Source organism: Luteipulveratus halotolerans (assembly GCF_001247745.1).
Classification (GTDB): Bacteria; Actinomycetota; Actinomycetes; order Actinomycetales; family Dermatophilaceae; genus Luteipulveratus; species Luteipulveratus halotolerans.
Genome location: NZ_LAIR01000002.1, coordinates 3,799,686 through 3,817,762 on the forward strand (window position 1 = coordinate 3,799,686; position 18,077 = coordinate 3,817,762).

The following is an 18,077-nucleotide window of genomic DNA, read 5'->3' on the forward strand; positions in this document are numbered from 1 at the left end:
CGCGACGTGCCTGCTGGAGAGCGCTGCGCGGAGGGCTGCCAGTCCACCGAGTCCGCACTGCGGGCGGCGAACCCCCGGCTGTACTTGGACCTTGCCGACAGCGCCATGATGACGTGCTACCACTGCGGGGAGAGCGTGTGCGTCGCCTGTCAGCGTGAGCCGGTCGAGGGGTCGCTGATGCTCTGCGATGCCTGCGGGCGTCGGGAGGCTGAGCCCTCAGAATCGTGAGCACTCAGGATCGGGGTTAGGGGCCGTGTGGTGTCCAACCTCGTATTTCCCGCGCAGCGAGCCGCCGCAGTTCGGTGACGGGCGGGTACATGGAATCGAACGTGATCGGTGGGTCGATGTCTTGAAGTCGTTTCCGCAGGTCTGACTTCCAGGCAGCCTCGATGCGGATCGTCCAGCCCGACGCCGCGTAACTGGCGTTGGGCTTCCCCGTCCTCACCTTCAAGAAGTTGACGCGCAGTGTGCTGATCTCCATCAAGTCGGCGGCAGTCGGCTCGTGGCCAGGGTAGGCCCAACGATCCCCCTTGTAGCGGCGGTTCAAACCACCGACGAGGAACGCGCCGCGTTGAGCGTGCATGCGCGGATCAAGGTTCGCCTCGTCTACCAGAGCCACGGTTGAGGTCCAGTCAGACTTGGCGTACCTCCCGCGAGCCGAGCCGTGCCAAGGCAGGTCGGGATCGGACAGCAGCAATCGCTGCGTCGCGCCAGCACTGTCTGGGTGGAGGAAGAAGCAGAAGAGCCGACCGTCTAGGTCGGCGTGATCATCGACGGCGAAGAACAGGGCCTCTAGTGGAGCCTTGGACACATCGAGCAGGCGTGTAGCAACTCCGTGATGCTGAAGAACCGCGAGCAACTGACCATCGGACATGTTGCGACCAACGCCCTCATCGCGCGCAAGCCCAATCACAGCCCGTTCGGCTTCTGCCAACTCCTTCTCGCCGAAATTCTTGATCCCTTGGGCCGCGAGACCCTCTCGGAGATCGCGGTACAACTTGGAGGAGAGGCCGTGTGCAGCGTTGGCCTGGCCTCGAAATACGAGGTTCTCCCCTGCGTCGAGTTGCCACGACATCGGTGCCAGGCTGAGGTCGCTGCTGTTGAGCCACGACCAGAGGTCGTCTGCGCTCTCTAAGCCAAGTCGCTTGTTGATCTCCGTCGCTGCAAAGTACCCGGCTGCGTGGCCCATTGCGCCCCTCTCTTCGGAGGGTGACCGTATCGCAAGCGGTCTGGTGGCGAGCGCCAGCGAACCTCGCGGTTGGTCAGTCGTTGGACCGTTCCTCCGCCCGTTGGACGATCCTCAGTAAGAGGTCTGCAAGTTGGATCACCTCGGCAGCCTCGGTCGGGTCGTCAAACTTGACCGCCCTGTGGCTGGCAGGATTCTTGAAGGCTCCGATGGCTCCAGCGAACAGGTCAGCGGTGGCTTGCTGTTCGCCGCCTTCGGCCCCGGGGTCGCTCAGTACACCGTCCTTCGGGCTGAACGCCTTCCGCATCAACGCGACCCCCACCAACTCGTTCGGAAGGCCAGCGACGCGCCGAACCTCGACTTCTACCGCCTTCATGGCGGCGAAAGAAGCCGTCTCGTAGTCACCTAGGGCGAAGTTCGACCTTGCTGACGCCAGCGAGTCGTCCAGATCGCCAGCCAGACGCTCGGCTGCCCAGACCTTTGAAACTGCGCTCGGGTCGTTGGACACCTCGTCACCCAACGCGGTGCGCCGCTGCCAGTTAGACCCTTGCGGGTTCTGTGACGAGGGACCGATAAGCGCGTGCGCTTCGAGCCACGACCAAGCGTCCGACAGGCGGGCCAGCAAGCGGTCGATGTCCCTGGGCTGCTCGGCGTTGTAGCCGCCGCGCTGCTTGAAGCCCTGAATCAGGTTGTTGAAGTTGGGTGAACCGTCGAGGGTGCCCAGCAAGCGAATTGCCAAGTCCGGTAGCGGCAGATTCCGTACGTCCTCGTATGACAGCGCAGTCATACCAGGAGTCTAAGGATCGCGGACGGGTGTTCTGGGAAATCGCCGTTCTTAGGGCGGGAACGCTTGCCACCGGAGCCTCTCGGTGCCAGCATCGTGCCTGGTCAGAGCCATGTTGGAGGTCCGTACAAACGGCCCACCGAGAGCGGTTCCAAGAACTGGACCGGCTTGGTTCAGAAACTCAGTACCGGCTCTGACCTGCACAAACGCATGACGAATGAGCGAGGATCGGCGCGGTCCGGTTCAAGGCCTGGATCTGGGACTTCTCATCCACGCACAGCACGACCGCCTTCTCCGGCGGGTTCAGGTACAGCCCGACCACGTCGCGGACCTTGGCCTCCAGCTCCGGGTCGGTGGAGAACTTGAACGTCTCCCGCCGCCACGGCTTGACCCCGTACTTGCGCCAGGCGCGGGCCACAGTGGCATCCCCGACCCCTAGGTGCTGGCCCAGCAGCCGCGAGGACCAATGCGTCACCCCGAGCCTGGCCGGTGGCGGCTCAAGCGTGGTGGCGATGATCCCGGCATCATCGACGCGCCGCAAGGCCGCCGAGCACGACGCGGCCCAGCTCGCGCCGTACGGCGTCTCGACCCGGCAGGTCACCCTCGCCGAGGGCGACCCAGCCGAGGCCTACCAGCGCAACCGCGACGGGCTGGCCGGCCAGCTGGCTGTCCCCTCGAGCGTGCTCCCGCCCGTCGGGGCAGGCCTGATCGACCAGGAGCTGACCGACCGCTCCTTCGACAACGCGACCGAGCGGTGGCAAGCGGTCCAGGCCGCGTCACGACATGTGGCATCAGCCCCTCGCCAGGACCAGCCCGAGCTGGTGGCGGCCGCAGTCGATGCGGTCATGCGTCGCGACCCGAGCACCAACCGGCAAGCCGCATGGGAGCACGTCAGTGCCGAGCTGTCCGCCGACCGTCCCGAACGGCAGTGGGCAGCAGGCACCTCGTGGCAGACCCTGGCCTCAGATCTGTCCGGCGACGTCGCCGCTGCTCGCAGCGAAGGACAGGCAGGAGTGCTCGAGAAAGCCGACCGGGAGGCCAACCTGGGAGGCCTCGAGCACGATCGTGCCCGACTGCACGAAGGCCGACGCTAGGACGCCATCGCCGCTGACCCGACCGACCTCGGCCCCGACACCCGCAACCGGGTCGTCGTGGATGAGGAGTACGCCCGCAACCAGCACGACGAGAACGCGGCCACGCACACCACGACCGCGGCCGAGCTGCGCGCCACCGCTGCCTCACTGGCACCCAGCCCCGACAGCGAGCAGGCTCAGCCTGAGGGCGCCAGGCGATCAGCGGCGCCGCCGGCCTCCCAGCCGGCCGAGCGACCTGCGGTGTACGACCGGGCGTCGAGTGCTGACCTGACGGCCGTGGACTCTAGGACTGCGACCGCGCGCCGGCAGGCCAGCGCCGCGTTCTCCCGGTCCACACCCGAGTCGGTCACTGCTGTTCGCATCCGGGCAGACAACCGCACCCGCAAGCCCGCCAAGTCCGCCCTCGCTCCACGCCGAGGCCGTAACAACGACCTCGGCCGGTGATCACGATCATGGCCGGTGACGGCTACCGCAGCGACCCGATCCCCAGGGGCGGCACATACCTCATCGAAAACACCCGCCACTGCCTGTGGCTGATCGTCGACCAGGTGATCTTCAAGATCGGCGGCGGAGGAGGCCATCGCCTCTCAGGACCGGTCATGGAGCGGATCGAGCCGTGGAAACAGAGGCGCACGGACCAGCTCTGAGCCAGAAACCCGCGACGGGCCACAAGCCTCACCGCCTAGGGCAACACCTTGACATTTCAACTTTATTACCCTTTCTACCTGTCATAGATATTGACGACAAGCGAAACGACCCGTACATGTCCGTATTTACTTCTCCACTGCCGCATCTTTACTTTTTCTTGACCTTCAGGCCACGTACATTTTGGTGACAAGTCCTTGAGTGGGCCTTGTCACCCGTAATACAGTCGGCTGCCAGGGCTCAGGGCTCCATAGGACCGCGAAGTACTAATCAACGATCGGGGCGACTTTTTGCCCGGGCCGCGAGGACACTTCACAGTCCGACCACCGCCTCCATCAGTTCATGACAACGGCCAGCTCCGAACCGGGGTGACACGGCCAAGGGGATTATGACGACCGAACGGCTCCGCACAGACACACGCAGTGAAGATTGGAGCTCCTTCTACAAATTGTGGCTGGGCAGCACCGCCACGCTATACGTCGAACAGTTCATCTCGTTCGCAATCCCGCTTCTACTCGTCACCCAGACTGGTGCGTCAGTCACCACGGGGCAATTCGTAACATTTCTATATTTCGTCCCGTATTTGATATTCGGACTCAACGCCGGGGTATGGCTCGAGGGCAAATCCCACACCAGGTCAGTAAACATCGCAGCTATCGGACAAACGCTGCTTCTAGTTTTGCTGTTCATCGGGCTGCACCTGTGGAGCGATTCCCCAAGCCTCTTCGTGGGATTCGTACTGATATCCGGAATTATCGCCGTATTCTTCCAAATTTCCTTTCAAAGCATTCTCCCGGACCTCTTTGCAGTCCGAGACAATCTTTACAGCGCAAATTCGAAACTCGCGCTTTCCGACTCCATAACACGTGTTATCGGTCCCGCGTCAGCGGGAGCACTCATTGCATGGCTGTCGCCATCTGGCAGTGTCGCTGCAGTCACGATGTTGTCGCTTCTCGCCGCCCTCTCGTTTATCGTCATTCGGCGCCCAAAACATGAGAAGCCAAGCACCCCGAAGACAGCCACTGAGAAAACCGGAACGCTTATACGCGAAGGCTTAGATTTCGTCCGTACTCATCGGTGGCTAAATCCCATTATTCTCTGCGGAGCGTATTACATAATCTTCGTAACTGCCATCAAGACTACGGTATCGCTCTACCTTGTGGATTCAGGGAAAGCCAGCGTCTCAGCCGTTGGGATAATAATATCGATGATCGCAGCTGGATACGGACTCGGCAGCATCATCGGTCGGTCATCAGCTAAGAGGTCAGGGGCGCGCAGGACACTTCAGATCGGTGCTCTCTTCGCCACCATCGGCGCAGCTGCGGCCTCGTTCGGCGCTGTCGCAGTGGGCAATACTTCGGCAATCCCATGGGTCTGTGGGGCAGCCTTTCTACTTCACGGCCTCGGGGACGGAATATTTGCTCCGACCGCGCTCTCGGTGAGGCAAATTGCTACTCCCAAGAACTTCATGTCCCGAGTGACGTCTGTCCACCGATTCTTCATCTGGGGCGGCATGTCATTGGGCGGGCTACTCGCTGCCATCGTTACTTTCGCTACCAGCCCTGGTGTTGCGTTGGTCGTAATGTCATTCGGAATTTGGGGAACCCTCCCCATCCTCTACCGAAAGAACCTTGCAATCCACAGAACGAAGGGGGCAACACCGTATGAACGAGATCCCGAAGTGGCATTTCTCGATGCTCAATGATGTGAGCCGGAACGAGTCGTTCGCACGAGCTATTTCGAAACAAGTGTCCGGCGAACACAAAGTTGTCGATATCGGCGCAGGGACAGGCCTGTTGAGTCTGATTGCTCGAGATAACGGAGCAGCGACCGTAGACGCATTCGAAGCCAATGAGGCAATGGCGCAAATTGCTCAGCGTGTGATTTCGAACGCTGACGTAGAAGAGCACATCAGTCTACATCGCACGCATTCCACAAACATCAACCTCCGCGCCAACGAACGCAAGAATTTCCTGCTCACGGAGACGTTCGACTGTGCGCTCATCGGCGAGGGTATCCTGCCCACGCTACGTCATGCCCGAAAATACCTTCTCGAGAGCAAATACAAAGCCATCCCTGCGCGAGGAACGTTGCTTGGCTGCCTCCTCTCGTCACCTGAAATCCGACGCCTCAACGAGGTCTCGTCCGCATCAGGTATCGATGTTTCAGAGCTGAACCGTCTGCAAACCCGAGGGCACTTTCCAGTTCGGCTCGAGACCTGGCAGCACGAGTTCTGTAGCCAGCCTGCGGAGCTGTTCACGCTCGATCTCTTGAAGGAGCCGCCCGGTGACGGGGCGTACAAGATCCCCGTGACCGCAACGAAGACCGCCCTCGTCGATGGCGTGGTGGCTTGGTTCGAACTCGATCTCGGCGCTGGAGAAGTGGTGTCGAATTCTCCCGGCACTCTCTCGCATTGGATGCAGGCCTTTATCCCACTTCCCAGGCCCGTCCAGGTTACTGCTGACCAACAGTTCATCCTGTCGCTCGAAATTCACGACCAGACGAAGTTCGCCGCGACTGGACTTCGGCCACTAGCAAACGCATCGCAGGACAGCGCAAGCACGTTGTCGAGCACCAACCAGGGAATGAGGACATCGGCATGACCAATTCAAACGATGCGCTCCGGAAGTTCGCCGAGAACGAGCTCTTCACCGACTCTGACACGTGGGAGATCACCGGCAGGCCGTACCACCGTTCGCTGCGGCCCCAGGCCCTTGGACCCGTCGATCTAGGCTCTCCGCTTGCGCGCAACGACTTCATGAACTACGAGGCGCTTGCGGCCCAGCGGGTCCTGACCACCGTCTACGAACAGGATCTCGTTTTCCTGCCACAAACACCTTACGAAGGATGGAAGAACGATTTCGACGCCTTCTACGACGAAGAGCTACGAAGCTTCGCAGGACAGTTCCGCAGTGACTTGGAAAACTATGTGTTCGGATACCTGGATGCCGAGATTGACGTATCGAAACACTGGGATCGCGACTCCTTCATCGAGTTCCTGAATTCCAAGACAGGAAAGACGTCTCAGGAACCAAGTTGGGCCTCAACTATTCGATCCAGCTCGGACCCGCAACGGGCAGCCCGGATGTGGTTGATCCAGTTTGCCCCAGATTTTCTTTCCGAATCATCGCCCATGATGAAGAACATCCTGGGAAATTACGGATCAATCCAATCTGAATGGTTCAAGATCCTGATCGACGAGTACGGTTATGGCGTGCACGAAAAGAAGCATTCGACCCTTTACGAACGCACCCTCGAGAGCGTCGATCTCAATTCCGAAGCTCACTACTACTGGCAGTACTATCTGGCAACAGCCCTCGCGGCAAACAATTTCTTCCACTATCTGGGCTCCGAACATCGAAATTTCTTCAAGTATGCCGGCGCCCTGGTCATGACCGAGACGACTTTGGTCGAATTCTGCGAACACGCCCAATCATTGTTGACGGAAATTCTTCCTGGTTGCGACGTCGAATATTTCTCCGAGCATTGCCACATCGACGATCATCACGGACGAATGGCGAAGAACGACGTGTGCCTCGCCTTGATCGATAAGTTCGGTGAAGAAATTATTCCAGATATGATCTGGGGAATTCTCGCCTACGAACACATCATGGTGGACTTTGATACTCAGTTCGCTATCCAGATCGACTGGATGGATTCTCAGCAAGATCTGTTCGATCTGCACAAGAAGATTGCGCCTGCGGTCATGGCTGACGGTGGTGTTCCGGTTGCAGACCTTGACGAACACTTCAACGAGCTCTCGAACTCACACTGCCATAATCAGGACGAGCTCTGTCACATCATTGAGGGCGAGATGTATTTCTTCTCGGGATTCGAATCCAAGCTGATCCTTGGTCCTGGGGATGGCGTGGTAATCAGAAATAGACGACAGCACGGCGCGGACATTTTGTCCGATTCATGTAAGTACCAGATTTACACTATCGGTGACGCGGCGAAATGGCAGTAACTGTGTTGCCTGTCGGACACAACTCGTTTACGACGAGCAACGGTGTTGAGTTCGTCGTGCGTAGTGATCGGACGGGCCGTTTGGTAATACATGAAGGGGTCTGCCGCCATCGTGGCGGGCCGCTGCGCCTAGGATGCCTTCAGGATGAGACCGTGGAATGCCCGTGGCATCGGACGCTGACAAGGCTTCCTCGCCCAGCATCGCGCAGAATGCCGTTTGTGTACGCGCGGTCAGGGACGACTATATATCTTGTCGGTGATGACCTAGGAAACACGCGACGGGTGTCCGTCCTCGAGGAAGAGGATAAGTCGGCATGACCCGCGTATTGATGGTTGACCCGACCAGCAGCGGGGAGATTCTGCTGGCGAGATTTTATCAGTCAGGAGGCGATGTTTCGATCGCTGTCACTGAGCCAGTTCCCGAGTCATTCCGCGAACAGGCTTCAGCGCTCGAGTCGAGCTACCCAGGTGCTCGATATCGCACCGTTCCGAGAGATCCTGAGGGGTGGGCCCCGGAGGATATAGATTTTCTGTGCGATTCATCTCTGTCGTATGTTTCATGCGCGGGCGAGAATGGTGTTCGCGTGGCTGACGAGGTGCGGTCGGTGTTGGGGATTAATCCGCGGAACTCGTACGTCGCAGGCCAAGCTCGAATTGACAAGTTCCTGGCGCAAGAACGACTGCGTCAGCAAGGCTTGCCGCACATCAAGTCGTGGATGATTCAGAACGTGTCAGAGGTTGATTTGCTCGACCTTGATATGCCTTGCATCGTCAAGCCGACCAACAGTGCTGGTTCTGACGGGGTATCGCTGGTTTCTTCCAAGGCTGAGTTGCGCGCTCATGTGAGCAGAATTCTCAGCCAGACGAATGCAATGGGTTCTGTTACAGATCGCGTGGTGGTGCAACACGTTGTAGCGGGCACGGAATACGTGATCGATGGGGCAATGAGCCCAGACGGTCCTGCGATCGCTTCCATCGGTAGGTATGTTAAGGAATTCGTATTTGGGGCTCCTGCGTATCGCTCGTTGACGTGGTTGAGTTCGGGCGATGTTCCGCGATATGACCAATTAATCAAGTATGTTGGCAAATGTCTCGATGCTCTGGGTGTGAAAGTTGGATGCTTCCATTTCGAGGTTTTTGATACGGGTCAAGATTGGTTGATGGTCGAAGTTGGATTGAGGCCCCACGGTGGCGGCCATCCTAATTTTACCGAGAGATTGACCGATGGCGTATCTCAAGTTTCTCTTGAAATTTCCGTAGCATCGGGAGATCGGGTCGACCCGAAGAAGTTGCCACCCCGTACATTGCCCGGTCGAGTAATATTTCTTGCGGTCGACGAAGATGTCCGGTTCGAGGAAGACCCTGCCGATCGTCTTCAAGGATTGTCCTTCGTCGAAGACTTTAAGATTGCGGTATCTAAAGGTGATATTTCCGCGCCGCCAAGAAGTTTGTTCGACACCTTCGATATCGGATTTGTTTTCATCGTGGCGAACGATTTGGCGCTCCTGGACGAGTACGAGGAGAAGGTTCGTCAAGAGTTTCGGTCGACTCAAGTAGCGCTCTAGCAAGGGGCCGAACTCCCCTCTGAGCCGCGGCAAAGGGCAACCCGTTGAACAGGTCGTGAGAGCGCGTCCACCAGCCACGGGTGGGCGCGCTCTCGGCGCGCCCGGCGGCCGCTTGGGCGTGCGCGGGGGACCAGGTCGGCTCTGTATCAGATCCCGGGGAAGGCGCTCCTGCGACCGACGCCACACGTGCCGGATGGACACCGGCCGAACTCAAGCAGCTCGGATTCAGTCAGCCTGCTAGCCGTCGGGGAGGAAGGCCCGCCGGCGCCAAGTCCAAGAGCCGTCGAACGGGCACGCCGACGGGGCCGGCCACACCGTCAGCCGACGCCGGTCTGGAAACGAATTGAGCACGCCCACGTGCTTCGTCGCGCGACCGGTCTCAATGCGTGAGGAGCACCGCGACACCTACCGCGACAAGGACGAGCACTGGCAGCACGTTCACGACCATCTGATTCGCCCGGCGCTTGAGAAGGCCGGCTACGACGTGATCCCACCCACCTCCAAGGGGGCCGGCCTCATCCACGCCGACATCATCCGCCACCTCGACCAGTCCGATCTTGTGCTGGCCGACTTCTCAACACTGAACCCGAACGTGTTGTTCGAGGCGGGGGTCCGCACGAGCATCCACAAACCTCTCGTGATCCTCGCCGAGAAGGGGACGAAGCTGCCCTTCGACACATCAGCCATCAACACCTGGTGGTACGACCCAGATCTGAACCCCTGGGTCCTCCGCACCGAACTGGACGACCTGGTCCTCCACATCCAAAGCACCGAGCTCACGGGAAACGCCCTGTGGTCACGCTTCGGCGTCGAGCTGAAGTCAGCAGAGCTGACCGCGACCGGTAGCCCAGAGGACGCACGGCTAGCACTGCTGACAGATGAGATCCACACCATCAAGCAGGCGGTGGGCGCCCTCCTCGATGACCGCACGACTCACGTTCAGCGCGAACGGCGTCAACGACAGGATCGAGCTCGCGCGCGCCTCGCTCATGGCACGCCGAGTCAGCACACATCGGACGACGTGACCGCCATCGCGATTCAAGTCAACGACTCGGCGGCGGAGGCCGTTGCTCGCGCTGATGAGGTCGGCCATCCCATACGAAACACAGGAGACCCTGTGGTGGATGCAGCCCGGCGATCACTCGTCACGTTCGCCACCTTGACGGACTCCGAGCGTGACATGCTCAAGCAGCTTGCACGCGGAGAGGACCTAGTAGGTGTCCTTCTCCGCGTGCCCGACCCTGAGGGCGCCGCCGTTTCATTGCAGAACGCCTTCACACGCTTGACCCTCGCGGCCGAGTCAGATCTGCGAGAGCGGAAAGCTCGTGGTAGCCAGCCTTGAGCGGTCGATGATGCGGCGCGACGCTAACGCCCTCGACCGCGATCGCGGCCCTGCTGTCGCCGCGGGTCGTACGCCGTCGTCGGCGGCGCGACGTAGGGGCCCTCGCGCTGAGCGCGGGCGATGCGCTCCCTCATCGACCCGGGCGAGGCTGCCTGCCGGATGCGTTGCATCTGCTCGCGGTGCTGCGCCTCGTCTAGGTGGCGGGTGACGACGCCATGGTCATGGGTGCCGAGCTGCGTCCACGTCGCTCGAGCGTCCGGGTGGTTCGGGGTGTGCTGCTCGTGCATCCCGCGCAGCTGCTCGTACCGGCGCAGCCATTCGTTCGCCTCCGCTGACGTCCAGCTGCGCGCCGTCCCGCGCTGGAACGCCGACACCGCGGCGTCAGCACGGTCTGGCGTCCAGCCGTCCTGGTCGAACAGGACTTCCCCGGCACGGTTCATGACCGTGAACCGGGAGACTCGCTCGTCGCCGGCGACAGCACGCACGGTGCTGGGCAGGCTCGCCACCGCTTGGTCGTGTGCTGACGACGGAGTCCACCGGGCCGCATCGCCACTCTTGACCGCTTCGTAGTACCGATCGGCCGTGCCCAGCCGCGACTGTTCTGGTGGAACCGCGAGCACGACCGCGTGCACATGGTGCCCATGCTGTGCAGCGTTCGCGATGCCGTTCATCGGGACACTCGCGTTGCGCCAGGTGCCCTCAACGATGATCGACGCACGCATGGCCAGGGCCTCATCGACGGCCATGCCGGTCCAGCGGCCAGCGGCCTGCGCGGTGACCTCGGCATCCGCAAGCGGTCGTGCTTCATCACCGCGGGGTAGTCGGGGTGGAACTGGCGGAACCAGTCACCCTCGATCGCGGTCAGCTGCTGATCGGAGTGGAAACGGGCATCCTCACGGATCACCTTCGTGGCCTGCGACTTGCCCGCACCGGGCTGCCCACCGAGCAGCACCATCACCGGTTCCTCACTCGGTGCCGCCTTCCGCAGCGCACGGGGTCGGACGTATCTCGACCACTCGTGCTGCAGCTCCTGGCCGCTGAGCTCGGACCGGTAGGGGTCTTCCGGGCTCACAGGCCGTGCACGGCGGCCAGGCGCTGACGCTCAGCGTCCCAGTGCAGGATCGCCTCGACCTGCGCGTCACGGTCTCGCGCGCCGATCGCTTCGGCGTCATCGTCCAGCAGCATCGCAGCCTGATCCCATCGGGTCCCGTCACCGCCGGCCCGCTCCTCGAGCCTGCTCAAGTGCACGTACGTGCCGCCAAGCTGAGTGCACGACTCGCGCATCAGGTCGTACAGCACCGTGTCACCCACCTGCTGCAGTGACGTACGTCGACGCTCAAGCTCGGCCGCGGAATCGCTGTCATCGCTCACGCGCCGAGTCTGCCGCCCACGCACGACCCGCAGGGCCTTACCCACCACACCGCGGGCCCAGCCCAGCACCCGGTCGAGCCGCCCTGCCTCGCCGTAACTCACCTTCGTCGTCATGACTCACTTCCGCTCATGCTGGTGGGTCGGCGGCCTCCGATGCTGTGGCGACCGTTGATGACCTCGGCGAACATCTGCTCGGCACCGACACCCTGCGAACAGGTCCAGGTGCCTCAAGGGACTACTTGGCTGTGGGGCTCCACTTCGCGATCAAGTAGACCGAGATCGCGTCGTCGATCACCTCGGGGCGCCAGAACACCGAGTAGTCGGTGCCCGGTACGACGAAGACGTAGACCGCGCCGTGCTGCTCGGTGGTGATCCGGTGCCGGCGCACCACCTGCGACGTCGGGTCTGCTGCCAGCGTCTCCAGCGCCGAGTCGACCTTGTCCCAGGTCTGCGGGTCCACTGACCACAGTCCGTCCAGGACGTCGTACGCCTCATCCGCGATGCTCAGGTTCACGCTCACAGCACCTATCATAACAGACCTTTGCCCCATTAGGGCAGTTGGGCACTAACGATATTGCCCAATTTGGGTTACTGGGTCTATAGTTTGGCCTATGAGTGGAACCGAACCAACACTGCTGGAGTTGGACCCGCGCGGTCGAGTGAGCTTGAAGAAGGTGGCTGGTGACACGCAGCGGTTCCTGGCCTACACCCACGAGGACGGCACGATCGTGCTCGAGCCGGCCACGGTGATGACCGAAGCGCAGGCACGCTTCCTGGCCGCGCCCGAGGTCGTCGACGCGCTCGAGCGGGCGATGTCACAGCCGGACAAGATGCGCGAGTACACCCCGGGGCGTCGACCGCAGTCCTGACAACGTCCAGCGAGCCCGCGATGAGCCCAGACGAAGAGAGCGGCACTCGAGGGTCGGCCTCGCCGGACACAGAAGGTGCCGAGTGCGGGCGGCCTGGCGCGATGACCTCGCCATTTCGACTCGCTCTGATCAGCGCGGGTTCGGCTGTGCTCGGCGCCCTCGTCGTCGCGGCGGCCTCTGTCGTGATCGCGCTGTCCGGCTACGCCCATGACACTGACCAGGCAAACCGCCAGGGAGCCGAGCGCGCCTACGTCGACTTCATGGACACGACGAAGCGGTTCGAATTTGCGCTGCGGTACGAGCCGCTGAGGGCCCAAGGGGCAACGCCGACCATCGACGAGATCACCCGCAAGCAGGCCATGGTGGATCTCTACGGATCAGACGAGGCACGGAAAGCTGCCTCCGACGCAGTCTCCGCGCTTGGGTCTGCCGTAAGTCAGACCGGCCCCAAGGCGACGCCTGGTTGGCGCGCGTACGACGCCGCCATGACCCGATTCCAACGAGCCATCCGGGCCGACCTGGGAGTGACGTAGAAGGCCGCAGGCACGCGACTAACTGCGTATGAGATACGCCGATAATTTCGATTATGTCAACCGGATGGCCGGAACGCCCCGCTCGTTGCGAGCTGCACAAGGGTGGCGGCCAGGTGTACCGCCGCGCGCGCTTCATCAGGGGTCTCGTGATCCGTCGGGTCGATGCCGCCGTGCCGCGACGTCTGGCCCTTCCACAACGTCGTCATCAGGGCGAGCACCAGCTGAACGCCGCTCGACGAATCGCTCGACGGCAACACGCAGGTCCACTTCGTCGGCTTGTCGGAGACGTTCCTGATCATGGTTCCGAGTGTCTGCTTGTTGTTCTGCGGCGAGATGTGCTGCGCCATGGCGGCCTCCACAGCCTTGATGCTCTCGCTGTAGGACTTCACGGGGTCCGGGGTTCGCGCGTACGCCGCTCCCCACGCGGCGGCGAGGTGTTCACCTGCGGACGTGTCCGTTGCTGAGTCGACGACCTTCTGGACCTCGTCCTTGACGGCCGGCAAGACGCGCATCTGGAGCCCGCTTCGGTCGTCCGCTACCCGAAAGAGCGAGTTCCCCCGTGCCAGCAGCTCGTCTAGATCTTCCACGCTCTGAGGCGCGACCGGAGAGCTCCAGCGGCTCGAATGCTCGATCAAGAACTCGAGAATGTCGAGCAGGAGGTGACAGGGCTCCGTAGCTGCCGCGCCCAGGAACTTACGGAGATCTGAGCGTGTGTAGCCGTACCCCGGGATCCGGAGGTACACGTACAACTCCTCGAGAAGGTCGTCTTTCCCCGCGAGCCTCCCTTCGCACCAGCTATACAGCGGCAGGACTAGGTGCTTCGGCACCCCGTCGAACGGCCCCTCCAACGCATGCTGTCGCTTCCGCTCCCCCGGGCGCCACTCACTCATGCACGAACGATAGAGCGCGCCGCACCGACTCAACTCCTGTCCGTTAGGACCCCGCCGATGGTCGGCTCACGTCTCGGCATTGAGCCAGACGTTGACGGTGCCGCCGCAGCGGCCATAGTCGCGGTCTGCGCGCTCTGCCAGGTCCACCAACGTCAGCTCACCACGCACGTAGGCCTCCTGGTCGTCGTGCGCTTCCTGGGTGCGAGATCCGCCGTCCATCTCCGTGCTGTGCCGCACCGAATCGACCTCGCGGCGGCGTCGTGCCCGCTCGGCCGCGCGGTGATCTTCTCTGGCATGGCGCTCTCCCACGTGCTTTGGTCTGCGTTCAGGGGCAAGATGACCATATGAGCAACGCAGAGTCGGCGAACAAGAGTGACGAGCCCACGACGGCCAAGATGGTCGTCGAGCCCGCGGGGCCTCCCACTGGGATGACGCTGAAGCTCAGCCGCCAGGACGGCTCCATGAAACCCGGACAGCGAGGCCATGATGACTGACAAGCCGAAGGAAGAACGACGCAACGAACCTGTCCGCCGGCCTGGCCCTCCGACGGAGACAACCCTCAAGAAGGGTGAGCGGACGTCACAGCGTCAGAACAAGGACCACCGCTCTAAGTGATCGGGGTACTCGGGCGCCGTCGCCGACCTCCGGTGGACCCTGAGGTCAGTGCGGCCGAGAACGGCATCGTGATCACGGAGTTCCTCGTAGCCCAGCACGCGATAGAACTCGCTAGGTTTGAACGACATCTCACCCGCCTTGGTCGCTTTCAAACCTCTGCAACCGTTCCGCTAGTCGTGCTCGGCGCGGCAGCTACGGCAGCAGGAAGAACATCACTCTCACTGGACGGCTGGTGGTTGCTCGCGATCGCTGCGTTGCTCCTCGTCGCTGCGTTGGCAATCTCGCTGTACCAGGTCGCGGTCAACGGCGGCGTCGCTGCAATGGCCGCCCAGGAGCTCAACAAGTGGCTTGATTTCTGGGACGCACCGAACGAGCAGATCCGCCGTTCTCAGTGCGAAGCCATCATCAACGCGATCACCAAACAGGAGCACGCAAACGAGAAGCTGCGTGTCGGATGGCTCTGGGCCACTGCAGCTCAGACGGTCGGACTGCTGCTGGCCCTCGTTGTTGTTCTACTCCTCTTGCGCCCCTAGGACCAACCTCGAACGGGACTGCTGCACGAACAGGTGACAGTTGGTAGTCATGCCGCCTGATCGGCTGGCGTGGTCATGATGGTCTCGTACTCGATGGGGGTCAACTGGCCGAGGCGGTCTTGGCGTCGACGTCGGTGGTAGGTGCGTTCGGTCCAGGTGATGATCGCGATCCGCAGGTCTTCGCGGGTGTCCCAGGTGCGGCGGTCCAGGACGTTCTTCTGCAGCAGCGCGAAGAAGGACTCCATCGCGGCGTTGTCACCGGCAGCGCCGACCCGGCCCATCGACCCGGTCAGCGTGCTGGTTCAAGGCGTGCACGAACTTGCGTGAGCGGAACTGGCTACCGCGGTCGGAGTGCACGATGCACCCGGTGACGTCCTGCCCCTGCGCGCGTCGCCGCGCGACGGCCGAGTCCAGGGCTGCGACCGCGAGGGCTGACCTCATCCGGTCGCTGATGGAGTAGCCCACGATCCGCCCGGAGCAGGCGTCCTTGATCGCGCACAGGTACAGCTTCCCCTCACCAGTGCGGTGCTCGGTGATGTCGGTCAGCCACACCTGGTTCGGCGCGGCGGCGGTGAAGGAGTGCCGGATCACACCGTGCTCGTCCTGACCAGCGAGCAGGTCATCGTGCACCGGTGGCCCGGGCTTCTTGCCGTGGCTGCCGCGCTTCTTGCCGAAGACCGACCACCACGCGTTCGCCGAACAGATCCGCCACGCCGTGCGCGGCGTCATCACCTCACCCGCGCCGGCGGCCTCCACAAGCAAGTACCGGTACCCGAACTCCGGATCATCACGGTGGGCATCGAACAACGCGTTGGCCCGGTAGGCCGCCTGCAGCTCACGACCGGTGACCGGACTGGCCAGCCAGGCGTAATACTTCTGACGGTGGAGCTTCAGGACCCGGCACGTGACCGTCACGGGAATCCCGTCAGCGGCCAGCTCACTCACGAGCGGGTAGAGCCTTTTCCCGGCAGATGCGCCTGAGACAGGTAAGCCGCCGCCCGGCGCAGCACCTCGTTCTCCTGCTCAAGCAGCCGTATCCGCCGATTGGCCTCCCGCAGGTCAGCAGACTCAGCCGTGGTCGTGCCCGGCTTGTCGCCATCATCGATCGCGGCCTGGCGCAACCACTTGTTCAACGTCATCGGGTGGACACCGAAGTCCTTGGCGACCTGCTCCAGCGTCACACCCGGCTCACGACCTCGGGCGACGCGCACGACATCATCACGAAACTCTCGGGGGTAGGGCTTAGGCACAGCAACATCCTTCCAGGCCACCCTCACGGGCAAGCCAGATCAGATGTCACCTGTTCGTGCAGCAGTCCCCACCGCGTCTGCGGTTTCAGAGCGTTCACGTACTTGCACAAGGCGGGACTGGCTACCTCAGTCGGAGTGCTCGATGCATCCGCGGACATCCTGACCCTGCGTGCGTAGTCACGCGATGGGCGAGTCCCAGGGCTGCGACCGTGAGCGCCGACCTCAGGCGGTAGCTAATGGAGCGTCCCACGGGCCGCTCCCCCGGGGAGCGGCCTTGATTATGCCCAGACGCAGATCCTCGCCGGATGTAGTCCACTGGCCCAGCATCTGCGCACAGCTGCCGCCGCCGTCCGTGTGGTCGCGTCGCGTGTGTCGAGCAAGTTCGCTTGCGTGGATGCGAGCGACGTTCGCGAACGGACACACATAACGCAGTGTTCGCTGTAGCCGATCGTTCGAACTATTCAAGCGTAAACAGTGTGCTGCGTGGCTTGTTAACTGGACCCGTCATCTCAGTCAAGAGACAGTAAAAACTCACCGGAGTCCTTGGGTTGGGAACTTGACCGGCGTAGCGTGGCCACGTCGTCAGCGGGAAGGTCGCGACGAAGGGGGCGAACGACTTCGGCCATCCTTTGGCGACAACTGTGTTCAGCTTCGCGCAGCGGGCGAACGGATAAGTGGAACACGTATGGCCGCATGCCCGAGTGGTCAGGGAGCCGCCTGCAAAGCGGCGCACGTTGGTTCGAATCCATCTGCGGTCTCTGTACGTACTTGCCCCGGCCTCGTTGGGGCCGACGCTATTAATGTTAAGGATTGATCCTTGAGTCTAAGTTTCCTCATCACGTCCCTGGTGATTGCAGCGATCCCAGGGACCGGGGCCGTCTACACGTTGTCTGAGTCGATATCCCGAGGAACGCGGGCCGGCATGGTAGCGGCGTTCGGCTGCACGTTGGGCATAATTCCCCACCTCGCAGCCGCAGTCACGGGCCTGGCGTCACTGCTCTATGCAAGTCACGAAGCTTTTCTGATCCTGAAGTATGCGGGCGTCGTCTATTTGGTATTCCTCGCAATCCAAATGTGGCGTGATGATGGAAGTCTGATGATTTCCCAGGAAGCGGACAAGACGCCGGTACTGCAGGTCATACGCCGTGCGGTCCTCATCAATCTCTTGAACCCTAAGCTCACTATATTCTTCTTTGCGTTTCTACCCCAGTTCATTCCGCAGAACTCGTCGAACACATTCTTCCGAATGATATTCCTCGGCTTCGTTTTCATGGTCGTTACGTTCGTTGTTTTCGCTGCCTACTGTCTTGCGGCAGTTCGGATTCGCCACCTGATTGTCTCGCGTCCTGCGGTCCTTCGGGCTGTCACGAAGACTTTCGCGGTGTCATTCCTTGCCTTGAGCGCGCGGCTGGCGCTCGCGTCCAAGTAGGCGCA

19 protein-coding genes, 1 tRNA gene and 3 pseudogenes are annotated in these 18,077 nt (G+C 61.8%); 14 read left to right on the forward strand and 9 right to left on the reverse strand.

Going from position 1 to position 18,077, the window contains the following annotated elements:
• Positions 1-244 precede the first annotated feature (244 nt).
• The 3 genes and pseudogenes from VV01_RS19120 to VV01_RS19130 form a co-directional block, all read right to left on the reverse strand.
• Positions 245-1,189 (reverse strand): FRG domain-containing protein, encoded by a 945-nt coding sequence (locus VV01_RS19120; protein WP_050671285.1) that lies wholly within the window; start codon positions 1,187-1,189, stop codon positions 245-247.
• A 73-nt stretch (positions 1,190-1,262) separates the two neighbouring features.
• A complete protein-coding gene (locus VV01_RS19125) occupies positions 1,263-1,973 on the reverse strand; it encodes a TIGR02391 family protein (RefSeq protein WP_050671286.1) in 711 nt (236 codons plus the stop codon).
• Positions 1,974-2,193: 220 nt separating this feature from the next.
• A pseudogene (locus VV01_RS19130) lies at positions 2,194-2,508 on the reverse strand (IS630 family transposase); the annotation flags it as partial.
• Here VV01_RS19130 and VV01_RS19135 point away from each other — a divergent pair.
• The 9 genes from VV01_RS19135 (at position 2,483) to VV01_RS19155 (ending at position 10,582) form a co-directional block, all read left to right on the forward strand.
• Positions 2,483-3,064: a hypothetical protein gene (locus tag VV01_RS19135; protein WP_157508943.1), complete on the forward strand. Its 582-nt coding sequence runs from the start codon at positions 2,483-2,485 to the stop codon at positions 3,062-3,064. The pseudogene VV01_RS19130 and the gene VV01_RS19135 sit on opposite strands and share 26 nt — an antisense overlap.
• 57 nt (positions 3,065-3,121) lie before the next feature.
• Positions 3,122-3,508 carry a hypothetical protein gene (locus VV01_RS19140; protein WP_050671289.1) on the forward strand — a complete coding sequence of 129 codons (387 nt, stop codon included), beginning with the start codon at positions 3,122-3,124 and terminating at the stop codon, positions 3,506-3,508.
• Positions 3,505-3,711 (forward strand): hypothetical protein, encoded by a 207-nt coding sequence (locus VV01_RS19145; RefSeq protein ID WP_050671290.1) that lies wholly within the window; start codon positions 3,505-3,507, stop codon positions 3,709-3,711. The genes VV01_RS19140 and VV01_RS19145 overlap by 4 nt, the downstream gene beginning before the upstream one ends.
• A gap of 386 nt (positions 3,712-4,097) precedes the next feature.
• The gene (locus VV01_RS22500) at positions 4,098-5,414 is read left to right on the forward strand and encodes an MFS transporter (protein ID WP_071606448.1); all 1,317 of its coding nucleotides are present in this window, start codon (positions 4,098-4,100) and stop codon (positions 5,412-5,414) included.
• The gene (locus tag VV01_RS23505; RefSeq protein ID WP_157508945.1) at positions 5,374-6,312 is read left to right on the forward strand and encodes a 50S ribosomal protein L11 methyltransferase; all 939 of its coding nucleotides are present in this window, start codon (positions 5,374-5,376) and stop codon (positions 6,310-6,312) included. The genes VV01_RS22500 and VV01_RS23505 overlap by 41 nt, the downstream gene beginning before the upstream one ends.
• Entirely contained in the window at positions 6,309-7,676 is a 1,368-nt protein-coding gene (locus tag VV01_RS19150) for an iron-containing redox enzyme family protein (protein WP_050671291.1), read from the forward strand. Before VV01_RS23505 ends, VV01_RS19150 begins: the two co-directional genes overlap by 4 nt.
• The gene (locus VV01_RS24970; RefSeq protein ID WP_082221104.1) at positions 7,667-7,993 is read left to right on the forward strand and encodes a Rieske 2Fe-2S domain-containing protein; all 327 of its coding nucleotides are present in this window, start codon (positions 7,667-7,669) and stop codon (positions 7,991-7,993) included. Before VV01_RS19150 ends, VV01_RS24970 begins: the two co-directional genes overlap by 10 nt.
• Positions 7,994-8,259: 266 nt before the next feature.
• Positions 8,260-9,240, forward strand: a complete 981-nt coding sequence (locus tag VV01_RS22515; protein ID WP_197275109.1) for an ATP-grasp domain-containing protein — start codon at positions 8,260-8,262, stop codon at positions 9,238-9,240.
• 382 nt (positions 9,241-9,622) lie between these two features.
• Positions 9,623-10,582, forward strand: a complete 960-nt coding sequence (locus VV01_RS19155; RefSeq protein WP_050671292.1) for a hypothetical protein — start codon at positions 9,623-9,625, stop codon at positions 10,580-10,582.
• Between the two features lie 23 nt (positions 10,583-10,605).
• Here VV01_RS19155 and VV01_RS19160 read toward each other — a convergent pair.
• The 3 genes and pseudogenes from VV01_RS19160 to VV01_RS19170 all read right to left on the reverse strand — a co-directional run bounded on the left by VV01_RS19160 (position 10,606) and on the right by VV01_RS19170 (position 12,473).
• A pseudogene (locus VV01_RS19160) lies at positions 10,606-11,537 on the reverse strand (zeta toxin family protein).
• A gap of 113 nt (positions 11,538-11,650) precedes the next feature.
• The gene (locus VV01_RS19165) at positions 11,651-12,067 is read right to left on the reverse strand and encodes a hypothetical protein (protein ID WP_050671294.1); all 417 of its coding nucleotides are present in this window, start codon (positions 12,065-12,067) and stop codon (positions 11,651-11,653) included.
• Positions 12,068-12,188: 121 nt separating this feature from the next.
• Entirely contained in the window at positions 12,189-12,473 is a 285-nt protein-coding gene (locus tag VV01_RS19170) for a hypothetical protein (RefSeq protein ID WP_050671295.1), read from the reverse strand.
• A 91-nt stretch (positions 12,474-12,564) separates the two neighbouring features.
• Here VV01_RS19170 and VV01_RS19175 point away from each other — a divergent pair, with 91 nt between their 5' ends.
• Both VV01_RS19175 and VV01_RS19180 read left to right on the forward strand, forming a co-directional pair.
• Positions 12,565-12,822 (forward strand): hypothetical protein, encoded by a 258-nt coding sequence (locus tag VV01_RS19175; RefSeq protein ID WP_071606453.1) that lies wholly within the window; start codon positions 12,565-12,567, stop codon positions 12,820-12,822.
• A gap of 146 nt (positions 12,823-12,968) precedes the next feature.
• Positions 12,969-13,355 (forward strand): hypothetical protein, encoded by a 387-nt coding sequence (locus VV01_RS19180; protein ID WP_157508947.1) that lies wholly within the window; start codon positions 12,969-12,971, stop codon positions 13,353-13,355.
• Between the two features lie 56 nt (positions 13,356-13,411).
• Here VV01_RS19180 and VV01_RS24030 read toward each other — a convergent pair whose 3' ends face one another.
• Together VV01_RS24030 and VV01_RS23510 are read right to left on the reverse strand one after the other, a co-directional pair.
• Complete coding sequence (locus VV01_RS24030) at positions 13,412-14,245, reverse strand: hypothetical protein (RefSeq protein WP_050671298.1); 834 nt, start codon at positions 14,243-14,245, stop codon at positions 13,412-13,414.
• Positions 14,246-14,311: 66 nt separating this feature from the next.
• Complete coding sequence (locus VV01_RS23510; RefSeq protein ID WP_157508949.1) at positions 14,312-14,554, reverse strand: antitoxin VbhA family protein; 243 nt, start codon at positions 14,552-14,554, stop codon at positions 14,312-14,314.
• A 374-nt stretch (positions 14,555-14,928) separates the two neighbouring features.
• Here VV01_RS23510 and VV01_RS23515 point away from each other — a divergent pair, with 374 nt between their 5' ends.
• On the forward strand, positions 14,929-15,393 hold the full coding sequence (locus tag VV01_RS23515) for a hypothetical protein (RefSeq protein ID WP_231635281.1): 465 nt from the start codon (positions 14,929-14,931) through the stop codon (positions 15,391-15,393).
• Between the two features lie 47 nt (positions 15,394-15,440).
• Here VV01_RS23515 and VV01_RS23520 read toward each other — a convergent pair.
• Positions 15,441-16,643, reverse strand: a pseudogene (locus VV01_RS23520) (IS3 family transposase).
• Between the two features lie 687 nt (positions 16,644-17,330).
• Here VV01_RS23520 and VV01_RS19205 point away from each other — a divergent pair.
• A tRNA-Cys gene (locus VV01_RS19205) sits at positions 17,331-17,401 on the forward strand.
• Positions 17,402-17,460: 59 nt separating this feature from the next.
• On the forward strand, positions 17,461-18,072 hold the full coding sequence (locus tag VV01_RS19210) for a LysE family translocator (RefSeq protein ID WP_050671300.1): 612 nt from the start codon (positions 17,461-17,463) through the stop codon (positions 18,070-18,072).
• The last annotated feature ends 5 nt before the right edge of the window (positions 18,073-18,077 follow it).

Coding starts and splice junctions, on each gene's coding strand:
- VV01_RS19135 (WP_157508943.1), top strand. CDS start 2,483: ATGATCCCGGCATCATCGACGCGCCGCAAGGCCGCCGAGCACGACGCG.
- VV01_RS19125 (WP_050671286.1), bottom strand. CDS start 1,973: ATGACTGCGCTGTCATACGAGGACGTACGGAATCTGCCGCTACCGGAC.
- VV01_RS19155 (WP_050671292.1), top strand. CDS start 9,623: ATGCGTGAGGAGCACCGCGACACCTACCGCGACAAGGACGAGCACTGG.
- VV01_RS23505 (WP_157508945.1), top strand. CDS start 5,374: ATGAACGAGATCCCGAAGTGGCATTTCTCGATGCTCAATGATGTGAGC.
- VV01_RS24030 (WP_050671298.1), bottom strand. CDS start 14,245: ATGAGTGAGTGGCGCCCGGGGGAGCGGAAGCGACAGCATGCGTTGGAG.
- VV01_RS22500 (WP_071606448.1), top strand. CDS start 4,098: ATGACGACCGAACGGCTCCGCACAGACACACGCAGTGAAGATTGGAGC.
- VV01_RS19150 (WP_050671291.1), top strand. CDS start 6,309: ATGACCAATTCAAACGATGCGCTCCGGAAGTTCGCCGAGAACGAGCTC.
- VV01_RS19175 (WP_071606453.1), top strand. CDS start 12,565: ATGAGTGGAACCGAACCAACACTGCTGGAGTTGGACCCGCGCGGTCGA.
- VV01_RS24970 (WP_082221104.1), top strand. CDS start 7,667: ATGGCAGTAACTGTGTTGCCTGTCGGACACAACTCGTTTACGACGAGC.
- VV01_RS19165 (WP_050671294.1), bottom strand. CDS start 12,067: ATGACGACGAAGGTGAGTTACGGCGAGGCAGGGCGGCTCGACCGGGTG.
- VV01_RS19120 (WP_050671285.1), bottom strand. CDS start 1,189: ATGGGCCACGCAGCCGGGTACTTTGCAGCGACGGAGATCAACAAGCGA.